This is a genomic window from Micromonospora sp. NPDC049374 (genome assembly GCF_040677165.1).
In the GTDB taxonomy this organism is placed as follows: domain Bacteria; phylum Actinomycetota; class Actinomycetes; order Mycobacteriales; family Micromonosporaceae; genus Micromonospora.
This window is the reverse complement of sequence record NZ_JBFAQH010000007.1, coordinates 1-22,288: the sequence shown is the minus strand read 5'-3', so window position 1 is coordinate 22,288 and position 22,288 is coordinate 1. Positions and strand designations below refer to the sequence as shown.

At 70.5% G+C, this 22,288-nt stretch carries 24 protein-coding genes; 9 read left to right on the top strand and 15 right to left on the bottom strand.

All coding sequences use genetic code 11. From position 1 onward, the window contains the following. Nucleotides 1-37: 37 nt before the first annotated feature. Entirely contained in the window at nucleotides 38-490 is a 453-nt protein-coding gene (locus AB0J93_RS13865) for a hypothetical protein (protein WP_363921608.1), read from the bottom strand. 77 nt (nucleotides 491-567) lie between these two features. After that, the gene (locus tag AB0J93_RS13860; RefSeq protein ID WP_363921606.1) at nucleotides 568-1,557 is read right to left on the bottom strand and encodes a 4-hydroxy-3-methylbut-2-enyl diphosphate reductase; all 990 of its coding nucleotides are present in this window, start codon (nucleotides 1,555-1,557) and stop codon (nucleotides 568-570) included. Nucleotides 1,558-1,709: 152 nt separating this feature from the next. Here AB0J93_RS13860 and xseA point away from each other — a divergent pair, with 152 nt between their 5' ends. Both xseA and AB0J93_RS13850 read left to right on the top strand, forming a co-directional pair. Beyond that, nucleotides 1,710-2,945 (top strand): exodeoxyribonuclease VII large subunit, encoded by a 1,236-nt coding sequence (xseA, locus tag AB0J93_RS13855; protein ID WP_363921604.1) that lies wholly within the window; start codon nucleotides 1,710-1,712, stop codon nucleotides 2,943-2,945. Nucleotides 2,946-3,140: 195 nt separating this feature from the next. After that, nucleotides 3,141-3,362: an exodeoxyribonuclease VII small subunit gene (locus AB0J93_RS13850; protein ID WP_363921602.1), complete on the top strand. Its 222-nt coding sequence runs from the start codon at nucleotides 3,141-3,143 to the stop codon at nucleotides 3,360-3,362. A 208-nt stretch (nucleotides 3,363-3,570) separates the two neighbouring features. On the opposite strand, the gene AB0J93_RS13845 is transcribed toward AB0J93_RS13850, so the two are convergent. The 3 genes from AB0J93_RS13845 to AB0J93_RS13835 all read right to left on the bottom strand — a co-directional run bounded on the left by AB0J93_RS13845 (nucleotide 3,571) and on the right by AB0J93_RS13835 (nucleotide 6,140). Continuing rightward, nucleotides 3,571-4,407, bottom strand: a complete 837-nt coding sequence (locus tag AB0J93_RS13845) for a hypothetical protein (RefSeq protein ID WP_363921600.1) — start codon at nucleotides 4,405-4,407, stop codon at nucleotides 3,571-3,573. Nucleotides 4,408-4,588: 181 nt separating this feature from the next. Continuing rightward, entirely contained in the window at nucleotides 4,589-5,392 is an 804-nt protein-coding gene (locus AB0J93_RS13840; RefSeq protein WP_363921598.1) for a hypothetical protein, read from the bottom strand. A gap of 172 nt (nucleotides 5,393-5,564) precedes the next feature. Further along, nucleotides 5,565-6,140 (bottom strand): DUF4245 domain-containing protein, encoded by a 576-nt coding sequence (locus AB0J93_RS13835; protein ID WP_363921596.1) that lies wholly within the window; start codon nucleotides 6,138-6,140, stop codon nucleotides 5,565-5,567. Nucleotides 6,141-6,284: 144 nt separating this feature from the next. Between AB0J93_RS13835 and glpX the strand changes: the two genes are divergently transcribed. Together glpX and AB0J93_RS13825 are read left to right on the top strand one after the other, a co-directional pair. Next, on the top strand, nucleotides 6,285-7,316 hold the full coding sequence (glpX, locus tag AB0J93_RS13830) for a class II fructose-bisphosphatase (RefSeq protein ID WP_363921594.1): 1,032 nt from the start codon (nucleotides 6,285-6,287) through the stop codon (nucleotides 7,314-7,316). Between the two features lie 26 nt (nucleotides 7,317-7,342). Then, nucleotides 7,343-8,341, top strand: a complete 999-nt coding sequence (locus AB0J93_RS13825; protein ID WP_363922043.1) for a DMT family transporter — start codon at nucleotides 7,343-7,345, stop codon at nucleotides 8,339-8,341. Here the strand turns inward: AB0J93_RS13825 and AB0J93_RS13820 are convergent. The 5 genes from AB0J93_RS13820 to AB0J93_RS13800 form a co-directional block, all read right to left on the bottom strand. Beyond that, on the bottom strand, nucleotides 8,271-8,924 hold the full coding sequence (locus AB0J93_RS13820) for a rhomboid family intramembrane serine protease (RefSeq protein ID WP_363921592.1): 654 nt from the start codon (nucleotides 8,922-8,924) through the stop codon (nucleotides 8,271-8,273). The genes AB0J93_RS13825 and AB0J93_RS13820 overlap by 71 nt on opposite strands. Before the next feature lie 106 nt (nucleotides 8,925-9,030). Continuing rightward, nucleotides 9,031-9,705: a lytic transglycosylase domain-containing protein gene (locus tag AB0J93_RS13815; RefSeq protein ID WP_363921590.1), complete on the bottom strand. Its 675-nt coding sequence runs from the start codon at nucleotides 9,703-9,705 to the stop codon at nucleotides 9,031-9,033. A gap of 287 nt (nucleotides 9,706-9,992) precedes the next feature. Continuing rightward, complete coding sequence (locus tag AB0J93_RS13810; protein WP_363921587.1) at nucleotides 9,993-11,408, bottom strand: PhoH family protein; 1,416 nt, start codon at nucleotides 11,406-11,408, stop codon at nucleotides 9,993-9,995. A gap of 377 nt (nucleotides 11,409-11,785) precedes the next feature. Then, nucleotides 11,786-12,214, bottom strand: a complete 429-nt coding sequence (locus tag AB0J93_RS13805; protein ID WP_363921585.1) for a hypothetical protein — start codon at nucleotides 12,212-12,214, stop codon at nucleotides 11,786-11,788. A gap of 28 nt (nucleotides 12,215-12,242) precedes the next feature. Next, a complete protein-coding gene (locus AB0J93_RS13800) occupies nucleotides 12,243-12,587 on the bottom strand; it encodes a hypothetical protein (RefSeq protein WP_093406661.1) in 345 nt (114 codons plus the stop codon). 264 nt (nucleotides 12,588-12,851) lie between these two features. Between AB0J93_RS13800 and AB0J93_RS13795 the strand changes: the two genes are divergently transcribed. The 3 genes from AB0J93_RS13795 (at nucleotide 12,852) to otsB (ending at nucleotide 14,700) form a co-directional block, all read left to right on the top strand. Further along, nucleotides 12,852-13,292 carry a helix-turn-helix transcriptional regulator gene (locus AB0J93_RS13795; RefSeq protein WP_363921583.1) on the top strand — a complete coding sequence of 147 codons (441 nt, stop codon included), beginning with the start codon at nucleotides 12,852-12,854 and terminating at the stop codon, nucleotides 13,290-13,292. 159 nt (nucleotides 13,293-13,451) lie between these two features. Next, a complete protein-coding gene (locus AB0J93_RS13790; protein ID WP_164446118.1) occupies nucleotides 13,452-13,805 on the top strand; it encodes a hypothetical protein in 354 nt (117 codons plus the stop codon). 70 nt (nucleotides 13,806-13,875) lie between these two features. Next, complete coding sequence (otsB, locus tag AB0J93_RS13785) at nucleotides 13,876-14,700, top strand: trehalose-phosphatase (protein ID WP_363921580.1); 825 nt, start codon at nucleotides 13,876-13,878, stop codon at nucleotides 14,698-14,700. A gap of 33 nt (nucleotides 14,701-14,733) precedes the next feature. On the opposite strand, the gene AB0J93_RS13780 is transcribed toward otsB, so the two are convergent. The 4 genes from AB0J93_RS13780 to AB0J93_RS13765 all read right to left on the bottom strand — a co-directional run bounded on the left by AB0J93_RS13780 (nucleotide 14,734) and on the right by AB0J93_RS13765 (nucleotide 19,764). Continuing rightward, a complete protein-coding gene (locus tag AB0J93_RS13780) occupies nucleotides 14,734-15,504 on the bottom strand; it encodes an isoprenyl transferase (RefSeq protein WP_363921578.1) in 771 nt (256 codons plus the stop codon). Between the two features lie 31 nt (nucleotides 15,505-15,535). Further along, nucleotides 15,536-16,678: a geranylgeranyl reductase family protein gene (locus AB0J93_RS13775; protein WP_363921576.1), complete on the bottom strand. Its 1,143-nt coding sequence runs from the start codon at nucleotides 16,676-16,678 to the stop codon at nucleotides 15,536-15,538. Nucleotides 16,679-17,033: 355 nt separating this feature from the next. Beyond that, nucleotides 17,034-17,882 carry a hypothetical protein gene (locus AB0J93_RS13770; RefSeq protein WP_363921574.1) on the bottom strand — a complete coding sequence of 283 codons (849 nt, stop codon included), beginning with the start codon at nucleotides 17,880-17,882 and terminating at the stop codon, nucleotides 17,034-17,036. A 31-nt stretch (nucleotides 17,883-17,913) separates the two neighbouring features. Further along, nucleotides 17,914-19,764 (bottom strand): phosphoenolpyruvate carboxykinase (GTP), encoded by a 1,851-nt coding sequence (locus AB0J93_RS13765; RefSeq protein ID WP_363921572.1) that lies wholly within the window; start codon nucleotides 19,762-19,764, stop codon nucleotides 17,914-17,916. Between the two features lie 429 nt (nucleotides 19,765-20,193). Between AB0J93_RS13765 and AB0J93_RS13760 the strand changes: the two genes are divergently transcribed. Together AB0J93_RS13760 and AB0J93_RS13755 are read left to right on the top strand one after the other, a co-directional pair. Further along, complete coding sequence (locus tag AB0J93_RS13760; RefSeq protein ID WP_363922041.1) at nucleotides 20,194-20,721, top strand: GtrA family protein; 528 nt, start codon at nucleotides 20,194-20,196, stop codon at nucleotides 20,719-20,721. Between the two features lie 63 nt (nucleotides 20,722-20,784). After that, nucleotides 20,785-21,519, top strand: a complete 735-nt coding sequence (locus AB0J93_RS13755) for a GtrA family protein (protein WP_363921570.1) — start codon at nucleotides 20,785-20,787, stop codon at nucleotides 21,517-21,519. Nucleotides 21,520-21,564: 45 nt separating this feature from the next. Here the strand turns inward: AB0J93_RS13755 and AB0J93_RS13750 are convergent, their stop codons facing one another. Then, nucleotides 21,565-22,122, bottom strand: a complete 558-nt coding sequence (locus AB0J93_RS13750; protein WP_363921568.1) for a PH domain-containing protein — start codon at nucleotides 22,120-22,122, stop codon at nucleotides 21,565-21,567. Nucleotides 22,123-22,288 lie beyond the last annotated feature (166 nt).

The following is a 22,288-nucleotide window of genomic DNA, read 5'->3' as shown; positions in this document are numbered from 1 at the left end:
CCGTGCCGCCGCCGGGGGTGCCTCCGGAGCCGCGCGCTCAGCCGCGCTTGGCGGAGGCCACGACGAACGGGGTGCCCTGCTGGCAGGTGGACATCATGGTGGGGTCGGGGCGGCCGGTCACCGTCACCGACGCACCCGCGGTGAGCACGTCGCGGGGCCCGCCGAGCAGCAGGTAGCCATCGAGCAACAGACAGCCGGGCTCGACGCCGGACTCGACCCGGCCGGTCAACGTGATCTGACCGGTCGCGGGTGGCTTCGACGGGGCGCTCGGCCTGACCGTCGGCCGGGTGGTGGGTACGGTCGGGTCCACCGGCTCGGAGGGCGAGGGCGCGGGCGCGGATCCGGTCGGGTCCGGGGTGGGCAGTTCGGTCACCGGTGACGCTCCCGTCGGGGTCGGGGTGGCGGTGCCGTCCCCCGCATCCTGGCCGGCACAGGCGGCAAGCGCCGTGCAGACGATCAGCGCGGTCGCGGCGATCCGAATGGTCCTCATACCAAGCTCTGACGCAGCGGGCGGGCGAACAGTTCCATCGGGCCTGCCTGGGGTGCTCACGGGCCTGCCTGGCGGGCTCAGTCGCGGGCCGCTGCGGCGGCCTTCATGTCGCGCTTGAGCTCCTGCGGCAGGGAGAAGGTGAGCCGCTCGTTTGCGGTCACCACCTCCTCCACGTCGGTGAAGCCACGCTCGGCGAGGTGCGCCAGCACCTCCTGCACCAGTTCCTCCGGCACGCTGGCACCCGAGGTCAGCCCCACCGTCCGCGCGTCGGCCAACCAGGCGTCCTCGATCTCGTGGGCGAAGTCGACCAGGTGGCCGCCACGGGCACCGCCGTCCAGGGCCACCTCGACCAGGCGTACGGAGTTGGACGAGTTGCGTGAGCCGACGACGATCACCACGTCGCACTCCGACGCGATCTCCTTGATCACGTGCTGGCGATTGCTTGTGGCGTAGCAGATGTCGTCGCTGGGCGGCGACTGGAGCATCGGCAGCCGCTTCTTGAGCCGGGCGACGGTCTCCATCGTCTCGTCCACCGACAAGGTGGTCTGCGACAGCCAGACCACCTTGTTCGGGTCCCGGACGGTGATCCGGTCAGCGTCCTCCGGGCCGTCCACCAGCTGGATGTGCTCCGGTGCCTCGCCCGAGGTGCCGATGACCTCCTCGTGCCCCTCGTGGCCGATGAGCAGGATGTCGTAGTCCTCGGCGGCGAACCGCTTCGCCTCGTGGTGCACCTTCGTCACCAGCGGGCAGGTCGCGTCGATCGCCTTCAGCGACCGCTGCTTCGCCTGTTCGTAGACCTCGGGCGCCACGCCGTGCGCGGAAAAGATCACCGTGGCGCCCTCGGGCACCTCCTCGTTCTCCTCCACGAAGATCGCGCCCTGGGCCTCAAGCGTCCGCACCACGTGCTTGTTGTGCACGATCTGCTTGCGGACGTAGATGGGGGCACCGTAGAGCTTGAGCGCCTCCTCGACGGTCTGCACCGCCCGGTCCACGCCCGCGCAGTAGCCGCGGGGCTTGGCCAGGAGCACGCGCTTGCCGGTCCGGGAAGTCGTCTCAACCTCAGTCACCCCCTCATCGTACGTGCCACCCCCGCACCCGGCAGCGCCCGAGGCCACGCCCACCGCCCGTCGATCATGAAGTTGTCACCCGCGACACGCCGCACCGCGAACAACAACCTCATGATCAACGCTGCCGGGGGCGGAGACCGTAGGGTGGTCGGGTGAGCGCGGGTGAGGCAGCGGTGGGAGCTGGGGGGAAGAGCAGCTCGGATGAGCCGTGGCCGGTGCGGGTGGTCAGTCAGAAGATCGGTGCCTGGGTGGCCCGACTCGGATGGGTGTGGGTCGACGGGCAGGTGGCGCAGATCAGCCGGCGGCCCGGTGCCAGCACCGTCTTCCTGACGCTGCGTGACCCGTCCGCCGACCTGAGTCTCACGGTCACCACCAACCGCGACGTGCTCGACTCCGGCGCCCCGGAGCTGCGCGAAGGTGCCCGCGTGGTGCTGCACGCCAAGCCCGAGTTCTACGCCGCCCGGGGCACGCTTAGCCTGCGCGCCGACGAGATCCGGCAGGTCGGCCTCGGTGAACTGCTCGCCCGGCTGGAGAAACTCAAGAAGCTGCTGGCCGCCGAGGGGCTGTTCGACCGGGCGCGGAAGCGCCGCCCACCGTTCCTGCCGCAGCGGATCGGGCTCATCACCGGTCGGGCCAGCGCTGCCGAGCGGGACGTGCTGACAAACGCCCGCCGACGCTGGCCGGCGGTGGAGTTCCGGACGGTCAACGTGGCCGTGCAGGGCCCGAGCGCCGTCCCCCAGATCGTGGACGCACTGAAGGTGCTGGACGCGGACCCGAGCATCGACGTGATCATCCTGGCCCGTGGCGGCGGTGGCATCGAAGACCTGCTCCCCTTCTCCGACGAGGCGTTGTGCCGGGCCGTCTTCGCCTGTCGCACGCCGGTGGTCAGTGCCATCGGCCACGAGACGGACGCACCGCTTGTCGACTACGTGGCCGACGTCCGGGCGTCGACCCCCACCGACGCGGCCAAGCGGGTGGTGCCCGACCTGGCCGAGGAGGTACGCCTGATCAAGCAGGCCCGGCACCGGCTGCATCGGGCCGTGCACAACCTCGTCGACCGGGAGTCCCACCGCATCGACGCGCTCCGCTCCCGACCGGTGCTGGCCCGACCACAGGTGATGGTCGAGCAGCGGGCCACCGAGGTGGCCGCCCTGCGTCAGCGCGCCGGCCGCTGTCTGGACCACCGCCTCGCCGCCGCTGGCGACGACCTCCGGCACACCCTGGCCCGGCTGCGCGCGCTCTCCCCGGCCGCGACCCTCGACCGCGGGTACGCCATCGTGCAACGCGCCGACGGCCACGTCGTACGGGCGGCCACCGAGGTGGCGCCCGGCGACCCGCTGCGGGTACGCCTCGCCGACGGCGAACTGTCCGCCACGGTCGGCACCTGATCCGTACGCCTACGGCCCGGGCCCGGTGGGCTCGGCCCGGCGCCGCAGGGCTTCCGAGCCACCTGACACCACTCGGTCCGGGCTCGGGGGGGGTCGCCTCGCCGGACCGCCTCCGGCGGCGTGCCCCCGGCGCGGGCGCGGTCGACGGCGGTGCGGTGATCGGGGGTGTCGGGCGGTTGTGCTGAGATGGGTGCGATGACTGACGAGAAGACCAGCGGGTCGGACGAGCGGCTCAGCTACGAGCAGGCCCGCGCCGAACTCGCGTCGGTGGTGGAGCGGCTGGAGGCTGGCGGCACCTCGCTGGAGGAGTCGCTGGCCCTGTGGGAGCGCGGCGAGGCGCTGGCGGTCATCTGCCAGCGCTGGCTCGACGGTGCCCGCGCCCGCATCGACGCCGCCCGACCTGACCCGGCCGCCTGACGCAAGCCGAGCACCCGCCGCCGGCCGACCCACCAGCGCGAACGACCCGGCCACCGCAGTGACGGAGCCAGGCCGCCCCAGCGCAACGGCCAGCCCGCGAGCCAGGCCGCTTGTGCGGCGCGGCAGGAGCCGGTCGGTTCCCGCCGCGCCGCGCACGGTTCCTGACGGGCGAGGCTGAAGGTGTGCGCCGTCCGGCCACGCCCCGCGCTCAGTCGAACAGGTTGTACAGCTCCGGCGGTGCCTCGACGACCTGGTCGGCCGAGGGTTTGGTCGCCTCGGTCGCGTTGCCGTAGTCGGAGTAGGTCACCCTGATCTCCTGCCCGGCGGGCCGCCCGCCGTCGGGCAACTGGATGACCATCTCGGTCAGTCGCCCCTGGGCGTCGGTCGTCGCGGTGAACGGCACCGACTTCGCCTCCGCACCGAGGGCGGTGATCACGGCCGGGTCGAGGGCGCCGGCGTCGGCCGCCTTCGACAGGTCGAGAGTGCCGGCGTACGCCCCGTCGCCGGTGCGGCGGACTTCGGTGACGGCCTGGGTCAACGCCTCGCTGCCGGCGGGGTCGACCTTGTCGAAGTCGAAGCCGAGGCTGCGGTTGCCCTGAATCCGGCTCTGGTCGAGGTGGTGGTACTTGCCGAGGTTGAGTCGGTCCGCCCCGGGCACGCCGGTGGCCGCCTGGCCTTGGAGGTCCAGCTTCACCCAGCTGTCCGGCTTCCCGTGAATGAGGTCGAGGCTGATCGCCAGGTCGTCGGTCGACTCGCCGAGGCGTACCCGCATCTCGGCGCTCTGGCTCGGTTGGTGCACCTGCCCCTCCGCCACCGAGCCGGCGCCGGTCATGCTGAACCTGAAGTTGCCGTTTTGGATCTCCCGGGTCGAGTCCAGCAGCGCCTGCTTCGCGTCGGTGTCGACCTCGTGTACGGCACCGGTGGCGCTGGCGGGGGCGGACGGTGTGGCGCTCGGCCCGGCGTCGCCGGTGGTGGTGCAGGCGGCGACTCCGGGCGTGAAGAGGGCGACGGCCACCAGGCCGGCGCTCAGTCGTCGAACGGTCATCGGTGTCTCCCAGCAGGGTCATCCGGTGCGTTCTCGCGCCGGAGGCTCCCCTCTTCTGTTCCCTACCGGCGGCACCCGCAATCACCCGAACCCGGCCACACCCCCGGCATCGGCGGTGAACGGTGCGCCGGAACGCGAACGGGGGTGGGCTGAGCCCACCCCCGCAGCATTGCCGCTCGGCCTACTTGAACATCTCGTAGGTCTGCTCGCTCGCCTCGATGACCTGGTCCGCCGGCGGCTTCTGCACGGCGGTCGCCGCACCGTAGTCGCCGTAGGTGACCTTGATGTCCTGGGCCTTGGTCTCGCCTGCCGCCGGGAGGGACATGACGAGCTCGCTCAGCCGGCCCTCGGCGTCCAGCTTCGCGGTGAACGGGATCGCCTTGGCCTGGTCACCAAGCGCCTTGAGCATGTCCTCGTCGGCGGCCACCGAGTCCTTCACCGTGGTGAGGTCGAAGGTGCCGCTGTAGGTGCCCTCACCGGTCTTCTGCACCTCGGCGAGGCCCTCGAACATGCCGGCGGCGTCGGCCGGGTCGGTGCCCTCCTTGAAGATGTCGAGGTTCTTCGCGTCCTTGGCCTTGGCGGCGTCGAGGTGCTGGTACTTGTCCTTGATCGCCTCCATCCCCGGGACGCCGGCGAACAGGTCACCCAGGTCGACCTTCACCCAGGTGTCCGGCTGGATCTGAATGAGGTCGAAGTCCATGGTGAAGTCTTCGTCACCCATGGTCATCGTCATCTGGGCGCTGTTGCTGGGCTTGTGGAACGTGCCCTTGCCGGTCATCGAGTCAGCCGCGATGGTGAAGGTGAAGTTGCCCTCGGCCAGCCCCTTGGTGGAGGCGACAAGCGCCGCCTTCGGGTCGGCCGGGATGCCCGACTCGGTCGAGGAGCCCGCGGAGGGCGAGTCGCCGCTGGAGTTGTTGCAGGCGGCGAGGCCGGGAACGAGCAGCGTGGCGGCGATGAGGCCCACGCTCCACCGTCGAATGTTCACAGATCGTCTCTCTTCAAGCAGGAAAGCCCGACCGGCCGCAGCCGGCCAGGCATCGAACCCGGGGAGCGTAGCGGATCGGACCGACATGCAGGGGGCATCCGATGCGGCCGGCTCGCCGCACCGAGGGTCGGCGTGCGCTGGCGCCACCGACTCCCGACCGGATCGAGGACGCTCAGTCCACGGCGGTGGCGAGCGTCCGCAGCTCGTTGTCCCGGGCGTCGCCGACGACGATCACCGTGCGCTCCGGCTGGAGCAGCACCAACGCCTGCTCGTTGCCGCGTGCCGTGTACCGCTGCCAGGTGCCGGACCCGAGATCGGTCTGCCCCTGCGGCCGACCCTCGTCGGTCAGCTCGGCCGGCAGCAGCCGTTCCGGCGGCACGTTGCTCTGCACCAGTTGCAGGCCCCGCCCCTCCGGGGTGACATATCCCACCCGGAGGATCGCCCCGTCCTCGGCCGTGCGGTAGGCCGCGCGCACGGCCCGCCACCCGTCGCCAAGCTCGACCGGTTCGCTCACCGGAAACGCGCCCGCCGTTTTCGCCTGTTCGAAGGCGGGCGCCGGGTCGACCGTGTTCGGCTCGTCCCCGCCGAGGAAGCCCCGGTAGAAGGCGAGCAGCAGGGCGATCGGGATCAGCAGCACCAGCAGCGAGATGGCCATGTCCCGCGGCGACCGCTCGGACTTCGCGGCGGCGGCGGGCGGCGGCACGGGCTCGTCGGCGGGTGTGCGGTCGGCAGGCTGTGCAGGTTCCACCGGACCATTCTCGCAGCAGCCCGACCGGCGGTATCCGTGCCATCACCGCCCCGACCCGGCTGCGCGTCCGCCATCGTGTGAGGATCAGGAACGAAGCCGGCAGCGCCGGCCCGCCCCGCACCGCCGCGAGGAGGAGCCGTTTACATGACCACCATCAGGACGCGAATTCCACAGAATCTCGACCGCAACCTCGCCCTCGATCTGGTCAGGGTCACCGAGGCGGCGGCGATGGCCGCCGGCCGGTGGGTCGGCCGGGGTGACAAGGAGGGCGGCGACGGGGCCGCCGTCGACGCGATGCGCAAGTTGATCAACTCGATCCCGATGAAGGGCATCGTGGTGATCGGCGAGGGCGAGAAGGACAACGCCCCAATGCTGTTCAACGGCGAGGAGGTCGGCGACGGCGACGGTCCCGAGGTGGACGTCGCGGTGGATCCGATCGACGGCACCACCCTGATGAGCAAGGGGATGCCGAACGCCCTCGCGGTGCTGGCGGTGGCCGAACGGGGCGCGATGTTCGACCCGAGCGCGGTCTTCTACATGGAGAAGCTCGCCGTCGGCCCGGCGTACGCGGACGTGGTGGACATCGAGGCCGGCACTGTCGAAAACCTGCGACGCATCGCCAAGACCAAGGGCACCAGCCTCTCCGAGGTCACCGTCTGTGTGCTCGACCGGTCCCGGCACGACGGCCTGGTCGACGAGATCCGCCGCGCCGGGGCCGGCATCCGCTTCATCTCCGACGGCGACATCGCCGGTGCGATCGCCGCCGCCCGCGGCGAGTCGGACGTCGACGTGCTGATGGGCATCGGCGGCACCCCGGAGGGGATCACCGCCGCCTGCGCGCTGAAGTGCATGGGCGGAATGATGCAGGCCAGGCTCTGGCCACGGGACGACGCCGAGCGCGAGAAGGCGGTCGCGGCCGGCCACGACCTGGACCGGGTGCTCACCACCGACGACCTCGTGACCGGCGACAACTGCTTCTTCGTGGCCACCGGGATCACCTCCGGTGACCTGCTGCGCGGGGTGCGGTACCGGGCCGGCGGGGCGTACACCCAGTCGATCGTGATGCGCTCCAAGAGCGGCACCATCCGGGTGATCGACTCGTACCACCGGTTGGAGAAGCTGGCGCTGTACTCGGCGGTGGACTTCGACGGCCGGCCGCTGGACGAACAGGCTTGAGTGCCCCCACGGCGACCCGGCCGGCGGTGTCGGCGGGTCGCCGGTTCGGCGCGGTGGCGCTGGCCACCCTAGCCGGGGTCGCCGTGGCGACCCAGTCGCGGATCAACGGTGAGTTGGGCGTACGCCTCGGCGACGGGCTCACCGCCGCGGTCATCTCGTTCGGTTCGGGCCTGCTGCTGCTGTTGGTGCTGGTCCCCGCCACCGGTGCCGGGCGACGCGGGCTGACCACGCTGCGTACCGCCCTCCGCCGGGGCACGCTTCGGCCCTGGCAGTGCCTCGGCGGCGCCTGCGGTGCGTTCCTGGTGTTCACTCAGGGCGCCACCGTCGGCACCCTGGGAGTCGCGGTGTTCACGGTGGCGGTCGTGGCCGGCCAGTCCGCCAGCAGCCTGCTCGTCGACCGGGCGGGGATCGGCCCGAGCGGCCGGCGACCGGTGACCGGCGCCCGGCTGGCCGGTGCGGCGCTGACCGTGGTCGCGGTGCTGTTGGCGGTCAGCGACCGGTTCCGCGAGCCGGCGACTCTCGGGCTGGCCGTGCTACCGCTGCTGGCCGGGGTGGCGGTGGCCTGGCAGCAGGCGGTGAACGGATGGGTCCGGGTGGTCACCGAGAGCACGCTGACCGCCACGCTTGTCAACTTCGCCGCCGGTACGGCGGTGCTGCTGGTCGCGTTCGTCGTCAGCCTCGCGCTGCGGGGTCGGCCTCCGGGCGGGCTGCCCGCCGATCTCTGGCTCTACCTCGGCGGGCCGATCGGCGTCATGTTCATCGCGGTGGCCGCTGCGGTGGTCCGCCTCACCGGCGTGTTGCTGCTCGGCCTGGCCACCGTCGCCGGTCAGGTGGTCGGTGCGGTGCTGTTGGACGTGCTGATGCCGTCCGCCGCCTCGCGCCCGGACCCGACCACCCTGCTCGGTGCCGTCCTGACCCTGGTCGCCGTGGCGGTTGCCGCGCTAGGCGGGCGCGTCAGGGCATGGTCATCGGCGACTCGGAGCGGTACGGCCCGTCGAGGTCGGTCCGACGACGGCGGAAGATGATCGCCGCCACGATGCCGCCGAGCAGCCCGAACAGGTGCCCCTGCCAGGAGATCCGTTCGTCGGTGGGCAGGACGCCGACCAGTTGGCCGCCGTAGAGGAGACCGACCAGCAGGAACACGGCGAAGTTCCACCAGCTCCGCTCGAAGATGCCCCGGGTGAGCAGGATGCCGAGGTACCCGAAGATCACCCCGCTGGCGCCGACCACGATCGTGTTGGACGAGCCGGTGAACCACACGCCGAGCCCGCTGACCAGGACGATCACCAGCGTGGACCAGAGGAAGCGCCGGCCACCCGCCGCCAGCACGAACGTGCCGAGGAGGATCAGCGGGATGCTGTTGCTGTAGAGGTGGTCGAAGCCATGGTGCAGGAACGGCGAGAAGAAGATGCCGTCCAGCCCGTCGATGCGCTGCGGGATGATCCCGGCGGCGGAGTCGAAGCCGGCGCCGAGCCAGACGTCGAGGCCCTCGATCAGGAAGAGCACCGGAACCACCGCGCACATGGCGACGAAGGCCCGGCCGATGGACGCGTAGAAGGCCACGGTGCCGAACCGGTGGGGATCGCCGTTCCCGGGGAGCAGGGTCACCCGTCAACAGCTATCAGTAAACGCCGGCAGCCGCCACTTTTCCGGGCACGAGACGCACAGCGGCGGGGTGCGGTCGGTTGTCCGCGCCCCGCCGCTGTCGTTCAGCTCAGTAGTAGCCCTTGGCCTGCGAGTGGTTCCACGCTGCGCAGGGGGTGCTGTAGCGGCCCTTGATGTAGCCGAGCCCCCACTTGATCTGGGTGACCGGGTTGGTCTCCCAGTCGGCGCCGACCGAGGACATCTTGTTCCCCGGGTACGCCTGCGGGATGCCGTACGCCCCGGAGGACGGGTTGCGGGCCTTGTGGTTCCAGCCGCTCTCCTTGTTCCAGAGCTTGTCCAGACAGGGGAACTGGTCGATCTTGAAGCCCGCGTCGATCATGAGCGCGCAGCCGACCTTCCGGTTGCCGCTGTACTCCTCGCAGGATTCGGGGATCGGGCCGTCGTACGGCTTCGCGGCCCGGGCCGCGGCCTCCTTGGCCGCCTTCTCCTCGGCCTTCTTGCGGGCCGCTTCCTCGGCCTTGCGGGCCTTCTCGGCAGCGGCCTTGGCCTGCTTCCGCACCTCGGTGGCCTGCTGCCGGGCGGTGCGGACCTGGCGGGAGACCGTCTCCTTCTGCCGGTACTCGACGTTGACGTCGATCTCGCTGACGCTGCCGGCCACCTGAGCGCCGGGGCCTGAGCGCTGCGACTGGCGGTCCTCACTGAGGTAGAAACCGCCGGCTACGCCCACCGAGAGCAGCGCGACGGCTGCGGTGCGGGCGGCGAACCGGCTCCACGGCCGACTCACGAAGTGATCCCTTCGTCGGGTTCAGGGACGCGGCGTGCCGCGACCGCACTGCGGTCGTAGCGCGCCACGGGCGCCCGTGGCCGGCATGCCGGCCACGTGGACGCACCGCGTCGCCTCCCAGTGTCGTCCGCCTCCGGTGTCGGAGTGACGAACGATCACCAACGATGCGTCGGGTGCGTGGGCGCCCGTGGGACACCATCGCGCACAGTGAGGCTGATGGGAAACGGGCAACCTCAATTGTGATGTGGGTCACTCAAAATATCGCCGCAACACGCCCAAAACGGCCGTCAGGTTGGGACATCCTCCAAGAGGTCCGTCACCATCGCGGCGATCGGAGACCGCTCCGAACGGCTGAGCGTCACGTGCGCGAAGAGCTGATGACCCTTCAACGCCTCGATCACCGCCGTGACACCGTCGTGCCGTCCGACCCGCAGATTGTCCCGCTGAGCCACGTCGTGGGTCAGCACCACCCGGGAGCCCTGACCGATCCGGGAGAGCACGGTCAGCAGCACTCCGCGCTCCAGCGACTGCGCCTCGTCGACGATGACGAAGGCGTCGTGCAGGCTGCGGCCCCGGATGTGGGTCAGCGGCAGCACCTCCAGCAGACCGCGCGAGGTGACCTCCTCCAGCACGTTCTCGTGCACCACCGCGCCGAGGGTGTCGAAGACCGCCTGTGCCCAGGGCGACATCTTCTCCGACTCCGAGCCGGGCAGGTAGCCCAGCTCCTGCCCGCCGACGGCGTACAGCGGACGGAAGACGATCACCTTCTTGTGCCGGCGACGCTCCATCACCGCCTCCAGCCCCGCGCAGAGCGCCAGGGCGGACTTGCCGGTGCCGGCCCGGCCACCGAGCGAGACGATGCCGATCGACTCGTCGAGCAGCAGGTCGAGTGCGACCCGCTGCTCGGCCGAGCGCCCGTGCACACCGAACGCCTCCCGGTCGCCCCGAACCAGCCGCACGGTCTTGTCCGGCAGCACCCGGCCGAGTGCCGAGCCCCGGGACGAGTGCAGCACCAGTCCGGTGTGGCAGGGCAGACCGGCCGCCGCGTCCACGTCGATGACCTCTCCCGCGTAGAGCCGGGCGATCTCGTCCTCGGCGAGGTCCAGCTCGGCCATCCCGGTCCAGGTCGGGTCGCTGGCCTGGCCGTGCCGGTACTCGTCCGCGCACAGCCCCACGGAGGCGGCCTTGACCCGCAACGGCATGTCCTTGCTGACCAGGGTCACCTCCCGCCCTTCAGCGGCGAGGTTCAGCGCGACGGAGAGGATCCGAGCGTCGTTGGACTCGTTGCGGAAGCCCGGCGGCAGCACCCCGTCATCGGTGTGGTTCAGCTCCACGCGCAGCGTCCCGCCGACATCGTTGGCGGGCACCGGCCGGTCGAGCCGGCCGTGGCGCACCCGCAGCTCGTCCAGCATGCGCAGCGACTGGCGGGCGAACCAGCCCAGTTCCGGGTGATGCCGCTTGCCCTCCAGCTCGGAGATCACCACCAGCGGAAGCACCACCTCGTGCTCGGCGAAGCGGTGGAACGCCGCCGGGTCGCTGAGCAGTACCGAGGTGTCCAGAACGAAGGACTGGCCCGCTGGTCGGGGCTCCCTGGGGTCGGCCGAACCGGCGGCCGCCGTACGGCGGCTCCGGGTGCTGCGGCGGGTCGTGGTAGTCGCGGCCGGGCCCTGGTCGGCACCGGCGGTCGTACGGCGAGTCGTCACAGGCCTGCTCCGGCGGATGGGCACCCGGCCACCCGCGGTCCGCCTCCTCCGGATGCCCGGCTGACACGGGGTCGGATGCGGGCCCCGTGCGCGAGGTCGCAGGCCGGGCGGGCCGGCTGGCTCGGGACAACCCCGCGCCATGCCTAGACGCTAGCTCCCCGCACCCGTCCCGGCTAGTGGTCGTTCATGAACGCCCTGCCGACCGGGCGAGAAGTTCCGTAACCTGCGCGGACCACGGAATGAACCGGCCGGGATGCATGCCCCCTGCGCGCATCCCGGCCGGTGGGACCACCGCCACCGGTCTGACGTGGCCCCGGCGACGCCACCCGCGAGGGGGTGCGCCGCGCCTGTGGACGGGCCGGAGCCCGTCGACCGGTTCAGCCGGTCCGTCGGACGAGAGTGCCGGTCGGGTGCCGCCCGGTGACCGAGGCGGCCGGCTCCGCGAAGGACGAACCGGTGTACGTGGTGCCGGGGCGAGCTGAGACAGCCTTCTCGATCTCCCCCGGTGGACCGTCGGCGCGCAGGGCTGGAGCTGGTGCGCACGCGCCGCGCGGCTGGAGCGGGTTCACTGTGGCCGAGACCCGAGCGGGAGGTGACGAGGGTGCCGTGACGGCGAGGGCTGAGGCGATGGCCGCCTGAGCCTCCCGACGACGCCGGTTCCATGCCCCACGGTCCCCGTCGAAGTAGCCCTGCCGGTAGCCGAAGCGGTAACCGATCCGGTAGCTGAGCTGCCCGTGCAGCCGCCCTGCGGCGTAGCTCGTGGCAGCGAGTACGAGCACCAGGAAGATCGCCAGGAACGGGCTCATCCGGCGGCTCCGGTGCGCCGCGCGGCCCTCATCGTTCCTCCGGTTCGACAGTGGTGGGGTCGGCGACCAACAGTCGGTCGAGGTCGTCGGTGCCGATCTCCTCCACCAGTTCCACGCTGATCCGGCAGCCGTCCATGACCACCTCGGCCATCGAGGAGCGGCGGATCTCGCCGCCGGCGTCGTAGACCCGCACGCTCAGTTCCGGGCAGCCGAGATGGGTCCGCCAGGCGTTCCACTCGGCCCGGTCACCAACGCTGAGCGACAGGTAGCGGCAGCCGCGGGCGAGGTAGAGGCGCCACGGCGCACTCAGCCCGGCGGCGACCCCCTCGGCCACCAGGCTGAACGCCTGAGCACGGGTTGCGAGTTCGGTCACCGCGTCCCCCTCGCACCGGGCGCGTGACGCAGGTGAGCACTGATCGTCTCATGCACGTGACACACCGTAGGTTGTCCCATGAACGTGACAGTATCAGCTTTTCGTTCGTTTGCCTCCGCACCTACGTACATCTATCCTGCCCAGGTGACACCCCTCAGAAAGAGTGTCGGACCCCCTTCCGGCCACACCGCAATGGCGTCACGCAAGCGTGACAGACGCGTGGCAGGCGCCGTCACCCAGGCTCAACGGTCGTACGGTCACGAGGTGACCGAGACGGCCAACGCGCGGAAGATCGCCTTCGCCACCTTCGTCCGGCGCGCCCTCGACGAGGCCCGCGCGACCCGGGCGTGGAGCGGCACCGAGGTCTCCCGGCGTACCGGCGTCTCGCGGCAGACCATCAACCGGTGGGTACGCGGCGACTGGGCCAGCGACCCGGAAGCCGAGCGGGTGGTGGCCTTCTGCGAGGGCCTCGGGCTCGACCCGGCCGTGGCCTTCGCGGCGCTGGGCTGGGACCGGACGGCCTCCCGCCGAACCGCACCGGCGCCACCACCGATGGACCCCGACGTCGAGGCACTGCTCCGCCGACTGGTCGACCCTGACGTCTCGGACGCGGAGAAGTTCCACATCCGAGAAACCATTCGTTACCTCGCATATCGCCCGACGCTGCCGCTCGGTGTCCGAAAACGAGGCGACGCAGCCAGCTAGTTCTCAGATGGCGAAAGAACGGCAGGTCAGCCTCATTCGTTTCGCTACGGGGCGGGATCGGGCGCGCTAGCGTCCGTATTCGTACTGCTTGGGCTCGTCGTCGGCGGGGGGACGGGACAAGGCCGAACCCAGCCCTGCGGGACAGAAAGGGGTCTCTCCATGACCCTGAAATGGTTGGCTGTCGTGGTCGCGACGGTCTCGGTGACGCTGTGCATCACCGGCAACGCGGTGACCCTGACCCTTAACGGCGGGCAGCTTCCGCTGCTCGTCAACCTCTTCGCGCTCGCCACCGCTGGCACCGCGATCGTCCTGGCCGTCGTCGCCGAACTGCACGACCGGCTCAACGACCGGCTCACCGCGCTCACCGAGTTCCTGGTGGAGCGGCTGCGGGAGATCGAGGCACACACCGGCGACCGGAACTCCGGCTTCGTGGAGGGCTACCTGCTGAGCCACGGCCAGGAGGCGGCGGTGGTGCCGTTCGGACGCCGGGGACGTGGGGCCGCCGAACGCTGAATCACACCTGTCGCCCACACCGGATTCACGTCAGGGATTGACCGGTCGAACCCGGGGTACGCTGTCGCGCGTGCCGCCGTTGAATCTGGGCAACCAGCAGCCGAAGACCCCGCTGAACGCCGACCAGGCCTGGCGGGCAACCGCCGACCGGGCGGCCGAGACCGTCCTCTTCTTCGACTTCGACGGCACCCTCGCGCCGGTCGCCGACGATCCGACACAGGTACAGCCCGCGCCGAAGGTGCTGGCCGCCATCGAGACACTCGCACCGATCGTGCGGCGCATCGCGATCGTCTCGGCCCGGCCGGTGGAGTTCCTGCGCGAACACTTCGGTGGGCTCAGCGGCGTCGACCTGTACGGCCTCTACGGCCTGGAACACAGCCATTCCGGCGGCGCCACGGTCACCGAGCCGGCCGCACTGCCGTGGGTGCCCACGATGGCCGAACTCGCCGAACGTGGCCGCGACGAACTGCCACCCGGCACCCTCGTGGAGTACAAGCGGCTGTCGGTGGCCCTGCACTGGCGTACCGCCCCGCAACTCGCCGCCACCGTCGAGCAGTGGGGCCGGGATCAGGCCGAGCGCCTCGGCCTACGGGTGCAGGTCGGACGGATGGTCCTGGAGATCAAGCCGCCGGTCGACCGGGACAAGGGCATGGTCATCGACGAACTGGTCCAGGGAGTGCGCGCGGCCTGGTACTTCGGCGACGACGTCTCCGACATCAAGGCCTTCGCCGCGCTACGGGCCCGCGCCGCAGCCGACCCGGATTTCCTCGGTGTCTGCGTCGCCGTCGCCAACCCGGAGACCGGCGACGAGGTCGCCGAGGCCGCCGACCTCACCATCGACTCCCCGGCCGACCTGGGCGATTTCCTCACCGAGGCCACCCACCGTCTCGCCTGAGCGACCGACTCCCGTCCCGCGCCGCGCCGGGTCTCAGACCCCGTAGCGGCGCTGGCGGGTGGCGTACGAGCGCAACGCGCGGAGGAAGTCGACGCGGCGGAAATCGGGCCAGTTCAGCTCACAGAAGTAGAACTCCGAGTGCGCCGACTGCCAGAGCATGAAGCCGGAGAGGCGCTGTTCACCGCTGGTCCGGATGATCAGATCCGGATCCGGCAGGCCCCTGGTGTACAGGTGCTCGGAGATGTCGTCGACGTCGAGCGACCCGGCCAGTTCCTCAAGCGTGCCGCCGTTCGCCGCGTGCTCCAACAGCAACGAGCGCACCGCGTCGGCGATCTCCCGCCGCCCGCCGTACCCGACGGCGATGTTGACCTGAGCGCTGCCGGCGCGTTCCCGGGTCCGCTCCTCCGCGGCCTTGAGCGCCGTCGCGAGGCGCGTCGGCAGCACGTCGAGCGCGCCGACCATCCGCAGCCGCCAGGGATTGCCCTCCTCGGCCAGCTCGGTGGTGAGGTCCTCGATGATCTGGAGCAACGGATCCAGCTCCGCCGCCGGGCGCGTGAGGTTGTCGGTGGAGAGCAGCCACAGGGTCACGTGCCCCACGCCGGCGGCGTCACACCAACGCAGCAGTTCCTTTATCCGCTCGGCACCCATCCGGTGCCCGTCGTTCGGATCGACGAAGCCCATCTCCCGGGCCCATCTGCGGTTGCCGTCACACATCACACCCACGTGGCGAGGCACCGGCCGACCCGCGAGCTTGGCCGTGAGCCGCCGCTCGTAAACGGAGTAGAGAAGTTTCCGCAGACTCATCACCTAGCAGGGTAGCGAGCCGCCGTACGGATCAGTGTGCCGGTGGCCGATGCCGCACCGACAGGCCGAGGGCGATCAGGCCGAGCGTACGCCCGTCCAGCAGACCATCGCCCAGTCCCAGCTCGGTCACCCTGCCGAAGACCCGTCCGTCACGGCCGGCCGCCCGCACCGCCGCGTCCACCACCCACCGGCGTCGGGCCAGCCAGGCCGCCGCCGAACTGTGCCGCAGGTGGGTGCCGAGCCGGCGGCGCAGGGCGGTCCCGTACCGCCGCGCCGCGTGCTCCGGAGCACCGACCGCGGCGTACCCGGCCAGCGCCCCGGAACGCAGCGCGTAGAAGATCCCCTCGCCGGTCAGCGGATTTATCAGCGAGAGCGCGTCACCGGCGAGCACCACCCGGCCCCGTCCCGGCACCGGCCGGAACGTGGACAGCGGCAGATGATGGGCGCGCAGCGAGCTGACCGTCGCCGGATCCGTGCCCGGCAGCAACGCGGCCAGCCGGTCAAGCAGGTGCCCGCGGGTCAGGGACTCGCCCCGCAGCACCTCCCCGTACCCGACGTTCGCTCGGCCGTCACCGATCGGAAACGACCAGGCGTACGCCGGCCAGCGGGCGGCCGAGGTGACGATGAGCTGCGTGGACGGGCCGGGCGGCGCGGGCGCGTACCCCCGGATGGCCAACGCCAGGTGACGGTCCGGATTGCCCGGCTCACCCAACGCCCGACGCACGACGGACCCGGCGCCATCGGCACCCACCACCACCCCGGCGGAGATCTCCCCGTCCAGCACGACCCGGTCGGCGCGAACCTCGACCCGGCGCACCGCCCGCCGGCCCAGCGGCACACCGCCCCCGACGGCCGCCGCCACCAGCCGCGCGTCGAACACCTGCCGCGGCACGGTGTACGCGGGTCTGGGCAACGCCCGCGCCACGGCACCACCGTCCGTCGCCACCAGTCGCAGCGCCGGCACCGGCGCGAAACCGGCCACCGCGTCGCGCACACCCAGTTCGGCGAGTACGTCCAACGCGTGCGCGGCGATACCGTCACCGCAGGCCTTGTCCCGGGGAAACTCGGCCCGGTCCAACAGCAACACCTCGGCACCCGCCCGACGGGCCGCCAGGGCGGCGGCCGCCCCCGCCGGTCCCGCCCCGACCACCACCACGTCAAACTCGTCGCGCACAGCCCCCTCCTCCCGCTCAACCCACCACCGCCCCGGTGGGACGACCTCACCCGTCCGCCCCCGCACCCGGCGGGCACGGCGAGGGCGCGGTGACCACCACGTACCCGCCCGGCCTCACACCGGCCACGCTTGCTCTGCTTCACCCAACGCACTGCGATCGTCGCGGATCCTGTGCGCCAGGTGAAGCAGAGCAAATGCGCCGCTCCGGCAGGGCCTGTCGCGTTCAAGATCCGGGCAAAGCCCCTGTTGCTGCTGCCCCAGGCCCGGCTGAGCAGCAGCAACCCTGAAGTTGCCCGGATCTTGGGACGGGGGCGCGGGGGGACGGGAGGGGCGGGACGGCGGGCGCGGGGAGGGATCAGGTGGGGGTGGCTCGGGTGGCGCGGCGGATGCCGTAGACGGTGAGCACGGCGGCGACGATCAGGGGTGCACCGTCGCGGATCAGACCGTCGAGGCCGAGCAGCCACCAGCACAACGGAAGGTCGACGGCGAGCACGGCGACCGTGACGAAGATGAGCAGCGTGCCCGCCCAACGTCGGCCGCGGAGGAGGAACGCCGTGCAGAAGAGCACCAGATAGCTGGTCGCAATGCCGGCTCCCAGCCAGAGCAGCACGGCGGGCACGGCGAGCAGTTGGCCGTCCAGGATCGCGGCGGTGGCGACCAGGGCCGGGACCAGCATCAGCGGGCTGTAGGTGAAGGCCGCTACCCGGGCGGTCAGCAACCAGGCGCTCGCCTCCGGGCGGCGCGGTGGCGTTTCCCGCCAGGAGATGCCGGAGCGGTCGATCACCAGTCGGGGCCGGTGCCGCACCAGGTGCTCGGCGAGCACCGGCGACCGGTACAACAGCCAGACCACTGTCGCGCAGAGCGCGGTGAGCAGGGCGAAGCCGAGCAGGCCAGGCAACGGTGGTACGCCCTGACGGGGCACGATCAGCCGACCGACCGCGAAGACCGTGGTGACGGCGAGGATCAGGCCGAACGGGCGGGCCACCGTCCGGCCGCGGCGCACATGCCCGATGAGCAGCAGGAAACCGAACGAACGCAGCATCGCCCAGCCGGTGCGTACGGCGAGTCCGAAGCCCTGCTCCGGCGCGTACCACCAGTTGAGCACCTCGACCACGACGGTGGCCGCGGCCGTCACCGCCAACAGTGCGGTAAGCGTCCGGACGGCGGACGGCCGCCGGACCTCGGTCTCGGCGGCCGTCCTCATGGGATCCGATGATGCCCGGATCCGTCGTCGATCACACCCCCCGCTGCGGTTGCTCCGCGTCGAGTCGGGCCCGCAGCGCGTCCAGCTCGGCCCAGAGGACACCGGGCAGCTTGTCGCCGAACTTCTCGAACCACTCGGTGACCAGCGGCAGCTCGTCCCGCCACTCGTCCGGGTCCACCTTCAGCGCGATCCGGACGTCCTCGGGCGTCATGTCCAGCCCCTCGACGTCCAGGGAGTCCAGGGTCGGCACCATGCCGATCGGGGTCTCCACGGCGTCCGCCCGGCCCTCGATCCGCTCGATGATCCACTTGAGTACCCGCGAGTTCTCGCCGAAGCCCGGCCAGAGGAAACCACCCTCCGGGTCCTTGCGGAACCAGTTGACGTAGTAGACCTTGGGCAACTTCGACTCGTCGCCGTCGGCGCCCTTACCCATCTCGATCCAGTGCCGGAAGTAGTCGCCACCGTGGTAACCGATGAACGGCAGCATCGCCATCGGGTCGCGACGGACCACACCGACCGCGCCGGAGGCGGCGGCCGTGGTCTCCGAGGAGAGCGTGGCACCCATGTAGACGCCATGCACCCAGTCCCGGGCCTCGGTGACCAGCGGCACGGTGTCGCGACGCCGGCCACCGAACAGGATCGCGTCGATCGGTACGCCGTTGGGGTCGTAGTAGTCCTCGGCCAGGATCGGGCACTGGGTGATCGGAGTGCAGAACCGGCTGTTCGCGTGCGAGGAGAGGTTCCCGCTCTCCGGCGTCCAGTCGTTGCCCTTCCAGTCGATCAGGTGGGCCGGCGGTTCGCCCATGCCCTCCCACCAGATGTCACCGTCGTCGGTGAGGGCGACGTTTGTGAAGATGGAGTTGCCCCGGTCCAACGTACGCATGGCGTTGGCGTTGGTCTTCCAGTCGGTCCCCGGGGCGACGCCGAACAGGCCGTACTCCGGGTTGATCGCGTAGAGCCGTCCGTCCGGGCCGAACCGCATCCAGGCGATGTCGTCGCCGATCGTCTCGACCTTCCAACCGGGGATGGTCGGCTCCAGCATGGCCAGGTTGGTCTTGCCGCAGGCCGACGGGAAGGCACCGGCGATGTGGTAGACCCGCCCCTCCGGCGAGGTGATCTTCAGGATCAGCATGTGTTCGGCGAGCCAGCCCTCGTCACGGCCCATCACGCTGGCGATACGCAGCGAGTAGCACTTCTTGCCGAGCAGCGAGTTGCCGCCGTACCCGGAGCCGTAGGACCAGATCTCGCGGGTCTCCGGGAAGTGGGAGATGTACTTGGTTTCGTTGCACGGCCAGACCACGTCCTGCTGGCCGGGGGCCAGCGGCGCGCCGATCGAGTGTAGGGCGTGCACGAAGTCGGCGTCGTCGCCCATGGCCTGTAGGACGGCGGCGCCCATCCGGGTCATGATCCGCATCGAGGCGACCACGTACGGGCTGTCGGTGATCTCGACGCCGAACATGGGGTTCTCGGCCTCGACCGGGCCCATGCAGAACGGGATGACGTACATCGTCCGGCCGCGCATCGAGCCGCGGTAGAGCTCCGTCATGGTCCGCTTCATCTCGGCCGGTGCCATCCAGTTGTTTGTGGGCCCGGCGTCGGCTTCGTCCACGGAACAGATGAAGGTGCGCTCCTCGACCCGGGCGACGTCCGTCGGGTCGGTACGCGCGTAGAAGGAGTTGGGCTTCTTCTCGGGGTTCAGTCGGATGAGCGTGCCCGCTTCGACCAGCTCATCGGTGAGGCGACGCCATTCCTGGTCGGACCCATCCACCCAGACGACCTGGTCAGGGGTGGTCAGTTCAGCGACCTCACGGACCCAGGCGAGGAGTTTCGGGTGGGACGTAGGGGCCTGATCGATACCCCGAACGGTGGCCGGAGCAACCATGACACATCTCCTTGTGGTCGACGCTGACCGGTCTATGGAGTGCACGAGTCTCGGCGCCGCGATGCACGTCGCCTTCGTGGAAACCTGGGATTGGCCTCAGCGTAAACCGAGGGACCTCTCCAGTCAGTGGGACTGGTTGTGAAGAACTGCACAAGGTGCGGTCACGCTGCGGCATCACGAGCCTTTACCCGCTTTCACGCGCAGTTTCACGCAAATCCTTCGGCGGACCTCCTGCTGGCGGCACCCACGCCAAGACGGCGTCGGGGGTTTTGCGACCGGGAGTACCGAAGCGGAAAACAACACCCGATTGCACGGATCCGGTTACGCTCCGTTCGTGCCCGTCCGTGCCGCCGCACCGGTGCACCCTGGTGCCCGTTGCTACCCGCTCCCAAGGCCGCCAACCGGTACGCTCGCACGGTGGCCGCCACGATGACCGGGGAGCCAGGCTCCCGGCAGACCCGCCCGGGTCTTGTTCGATCCTTGATCGACCGTTTTGGTCACCTCGTCCGGGAGATGAGCAAGTTCGCGACCGTCGGCGGGGTCGCCTTCCTCATCGACTTCGCCCTGTTCAACTACCTGATCGGTCCGCAGGGCGTGGAGCAGATCACCGCGAAGACGATCGCGACGGTCATCGCCGCGACCTTCGCTTTCCTGGGCAACCGGTTCTGGACCTGGCGGCACCGCAAGCGCTCCCACCCGGCCCGGGAGTACGCCTTGTTCTTCTTCTTCAACGCAGTGGGGCTGGGCATCGCGGTGGCCTGCCTCGCCATCAGCCACTACGGGCTCGGCAGCATCTGGCCGTCCGTCTTCCAGACCCGTCTGGCTGACAACGTCGCCAGCTTCATCGTGGGCACCGGGTTTGGCACGCTGTTCCGATTCTGGTCGTACCGACGGTTCGTCTTCGTCGAAGCGGGAACGCCAACCGTCGCGGAAGCGAACCAGGACCGCCGGGCGTGACCTGCCGCCCACTCGTTCGGTCGGAGCCAGCCGACCCCGACCCACTGTCTTAAGGTGTTGCGCATGCCTCTCGTCCGTCTGCTGCCTGAGCGCTGGCAGAAGTTCATCCACGAGGCACTCAAATTCGGCCTGGTCGGTGGCATCAACACGGTCATCAATTACGCCGTGTTCAACGCGCTCGCACTCACGGTTTTCGTCGACGGTCAACTGAAGGCGACAGTCGTCGCCACCATCGTCGCCACCATCACGTCGTATCTGATGAATCGGCACTGGACGTACCGTGATCGCCCGAAATCCGCGATGCAGCGGGAATACGCCCTGTTTTTCCTTTTCAACGGAGCCGGGCTGCTGATCGAACTCGGTGTGCTCGCCGCGGCCAAGTACGGACTGGGCGTGACCGGGCTGCTCGCGCTGAACATCGCAAAGACCGGCGGCGTGGTGCTGGCGACCCTGTTCCGCTTCTGGTCGTACCGGACGTTCGTCTTCCAGCCCGCCGCGCCGGTCGAGGCGACGCAGCGGTGGCACGGCCTGCCCCGCGACGAGTGGGACACGATGGCCGGCATGGACCCGGTGGCCGAGCTCGCCGAGTCCGTGACGGAACTGGAGGAGGAGCAACCACCCGCCCGGCCCGGCGTGACCCCCCGCCCGCTCCAGCCGAGATCCGCGTCGCTGCCCGACGAGGCCCGACTGCTGCCCGACGAGGCCCGACTGACGGCGGCGTTGGACGCCGAACTGGAGGCCGAGTTGGCCGCCCAGTTGCAGCCTGCCCCGGCCCCCCGCCGTCCCCGCCGCCGCTGACCTGTCGCCCGTACGGGCAGGCGGTGCCGGACCAGCCCCCGGCGGTTACGCTCCGGCGCTCTTGTCGCGCTCGCCGAGAATCTCGCGTAGTTCACCGTCACCGAGCGAGTGCCGGTCGTGGAACGCCTCCACGAGTTCGTAGAGCTTCGTCTGGACCCGGTCGACCTTGGGCACGTCGTGCAGCACGGACTGCCCACGCTCACCGGCGGACTCGATGGTGAGGGTGCCGTAGCCCAGCACCCGACCGGCGAACTGCTGGCTCATCGAGTGGTCGTTGACCCGGCTCAACGGGATGTCCCGGCGCTCCCGGGAGAACACGCCGTGCTGAAGCAGCACCCGCTCGTTGGTGAAGAGGTAGTGCGTGGTGCGCCAGGAGACGTACGGCCACACCGCGAGCACCATCACGGCCAGCAGGGCCAGCCCGCCGATCACTGCGAGCGTCACGGAACCGCCCCCGCCCGAGGGCAGGAACAGCACGCCGACCACCACTGCGGCGATGGCGAGCACCAGCACCGCCACCGGCCGGATCAGCGCCTTCCAGTGCGGATGCAGGTGCAGCACGACGTGCTCATCCTCGGTGAGCACGTCTTCGGGGAACGCCACGGAAACCTCCTCGCAGGAACGGACGCGCAGACCGTAACCCCCCACCACCACCGCCCCACATCCGCCACGCGGCTCGATACCCCCCGCTGCTCCTGGTCGTGACAGCCGGCACCGTGGCCATCGCCGGCCCGACTCCGGCCCGTGCCCACCCCATCGTCGCCAGCGA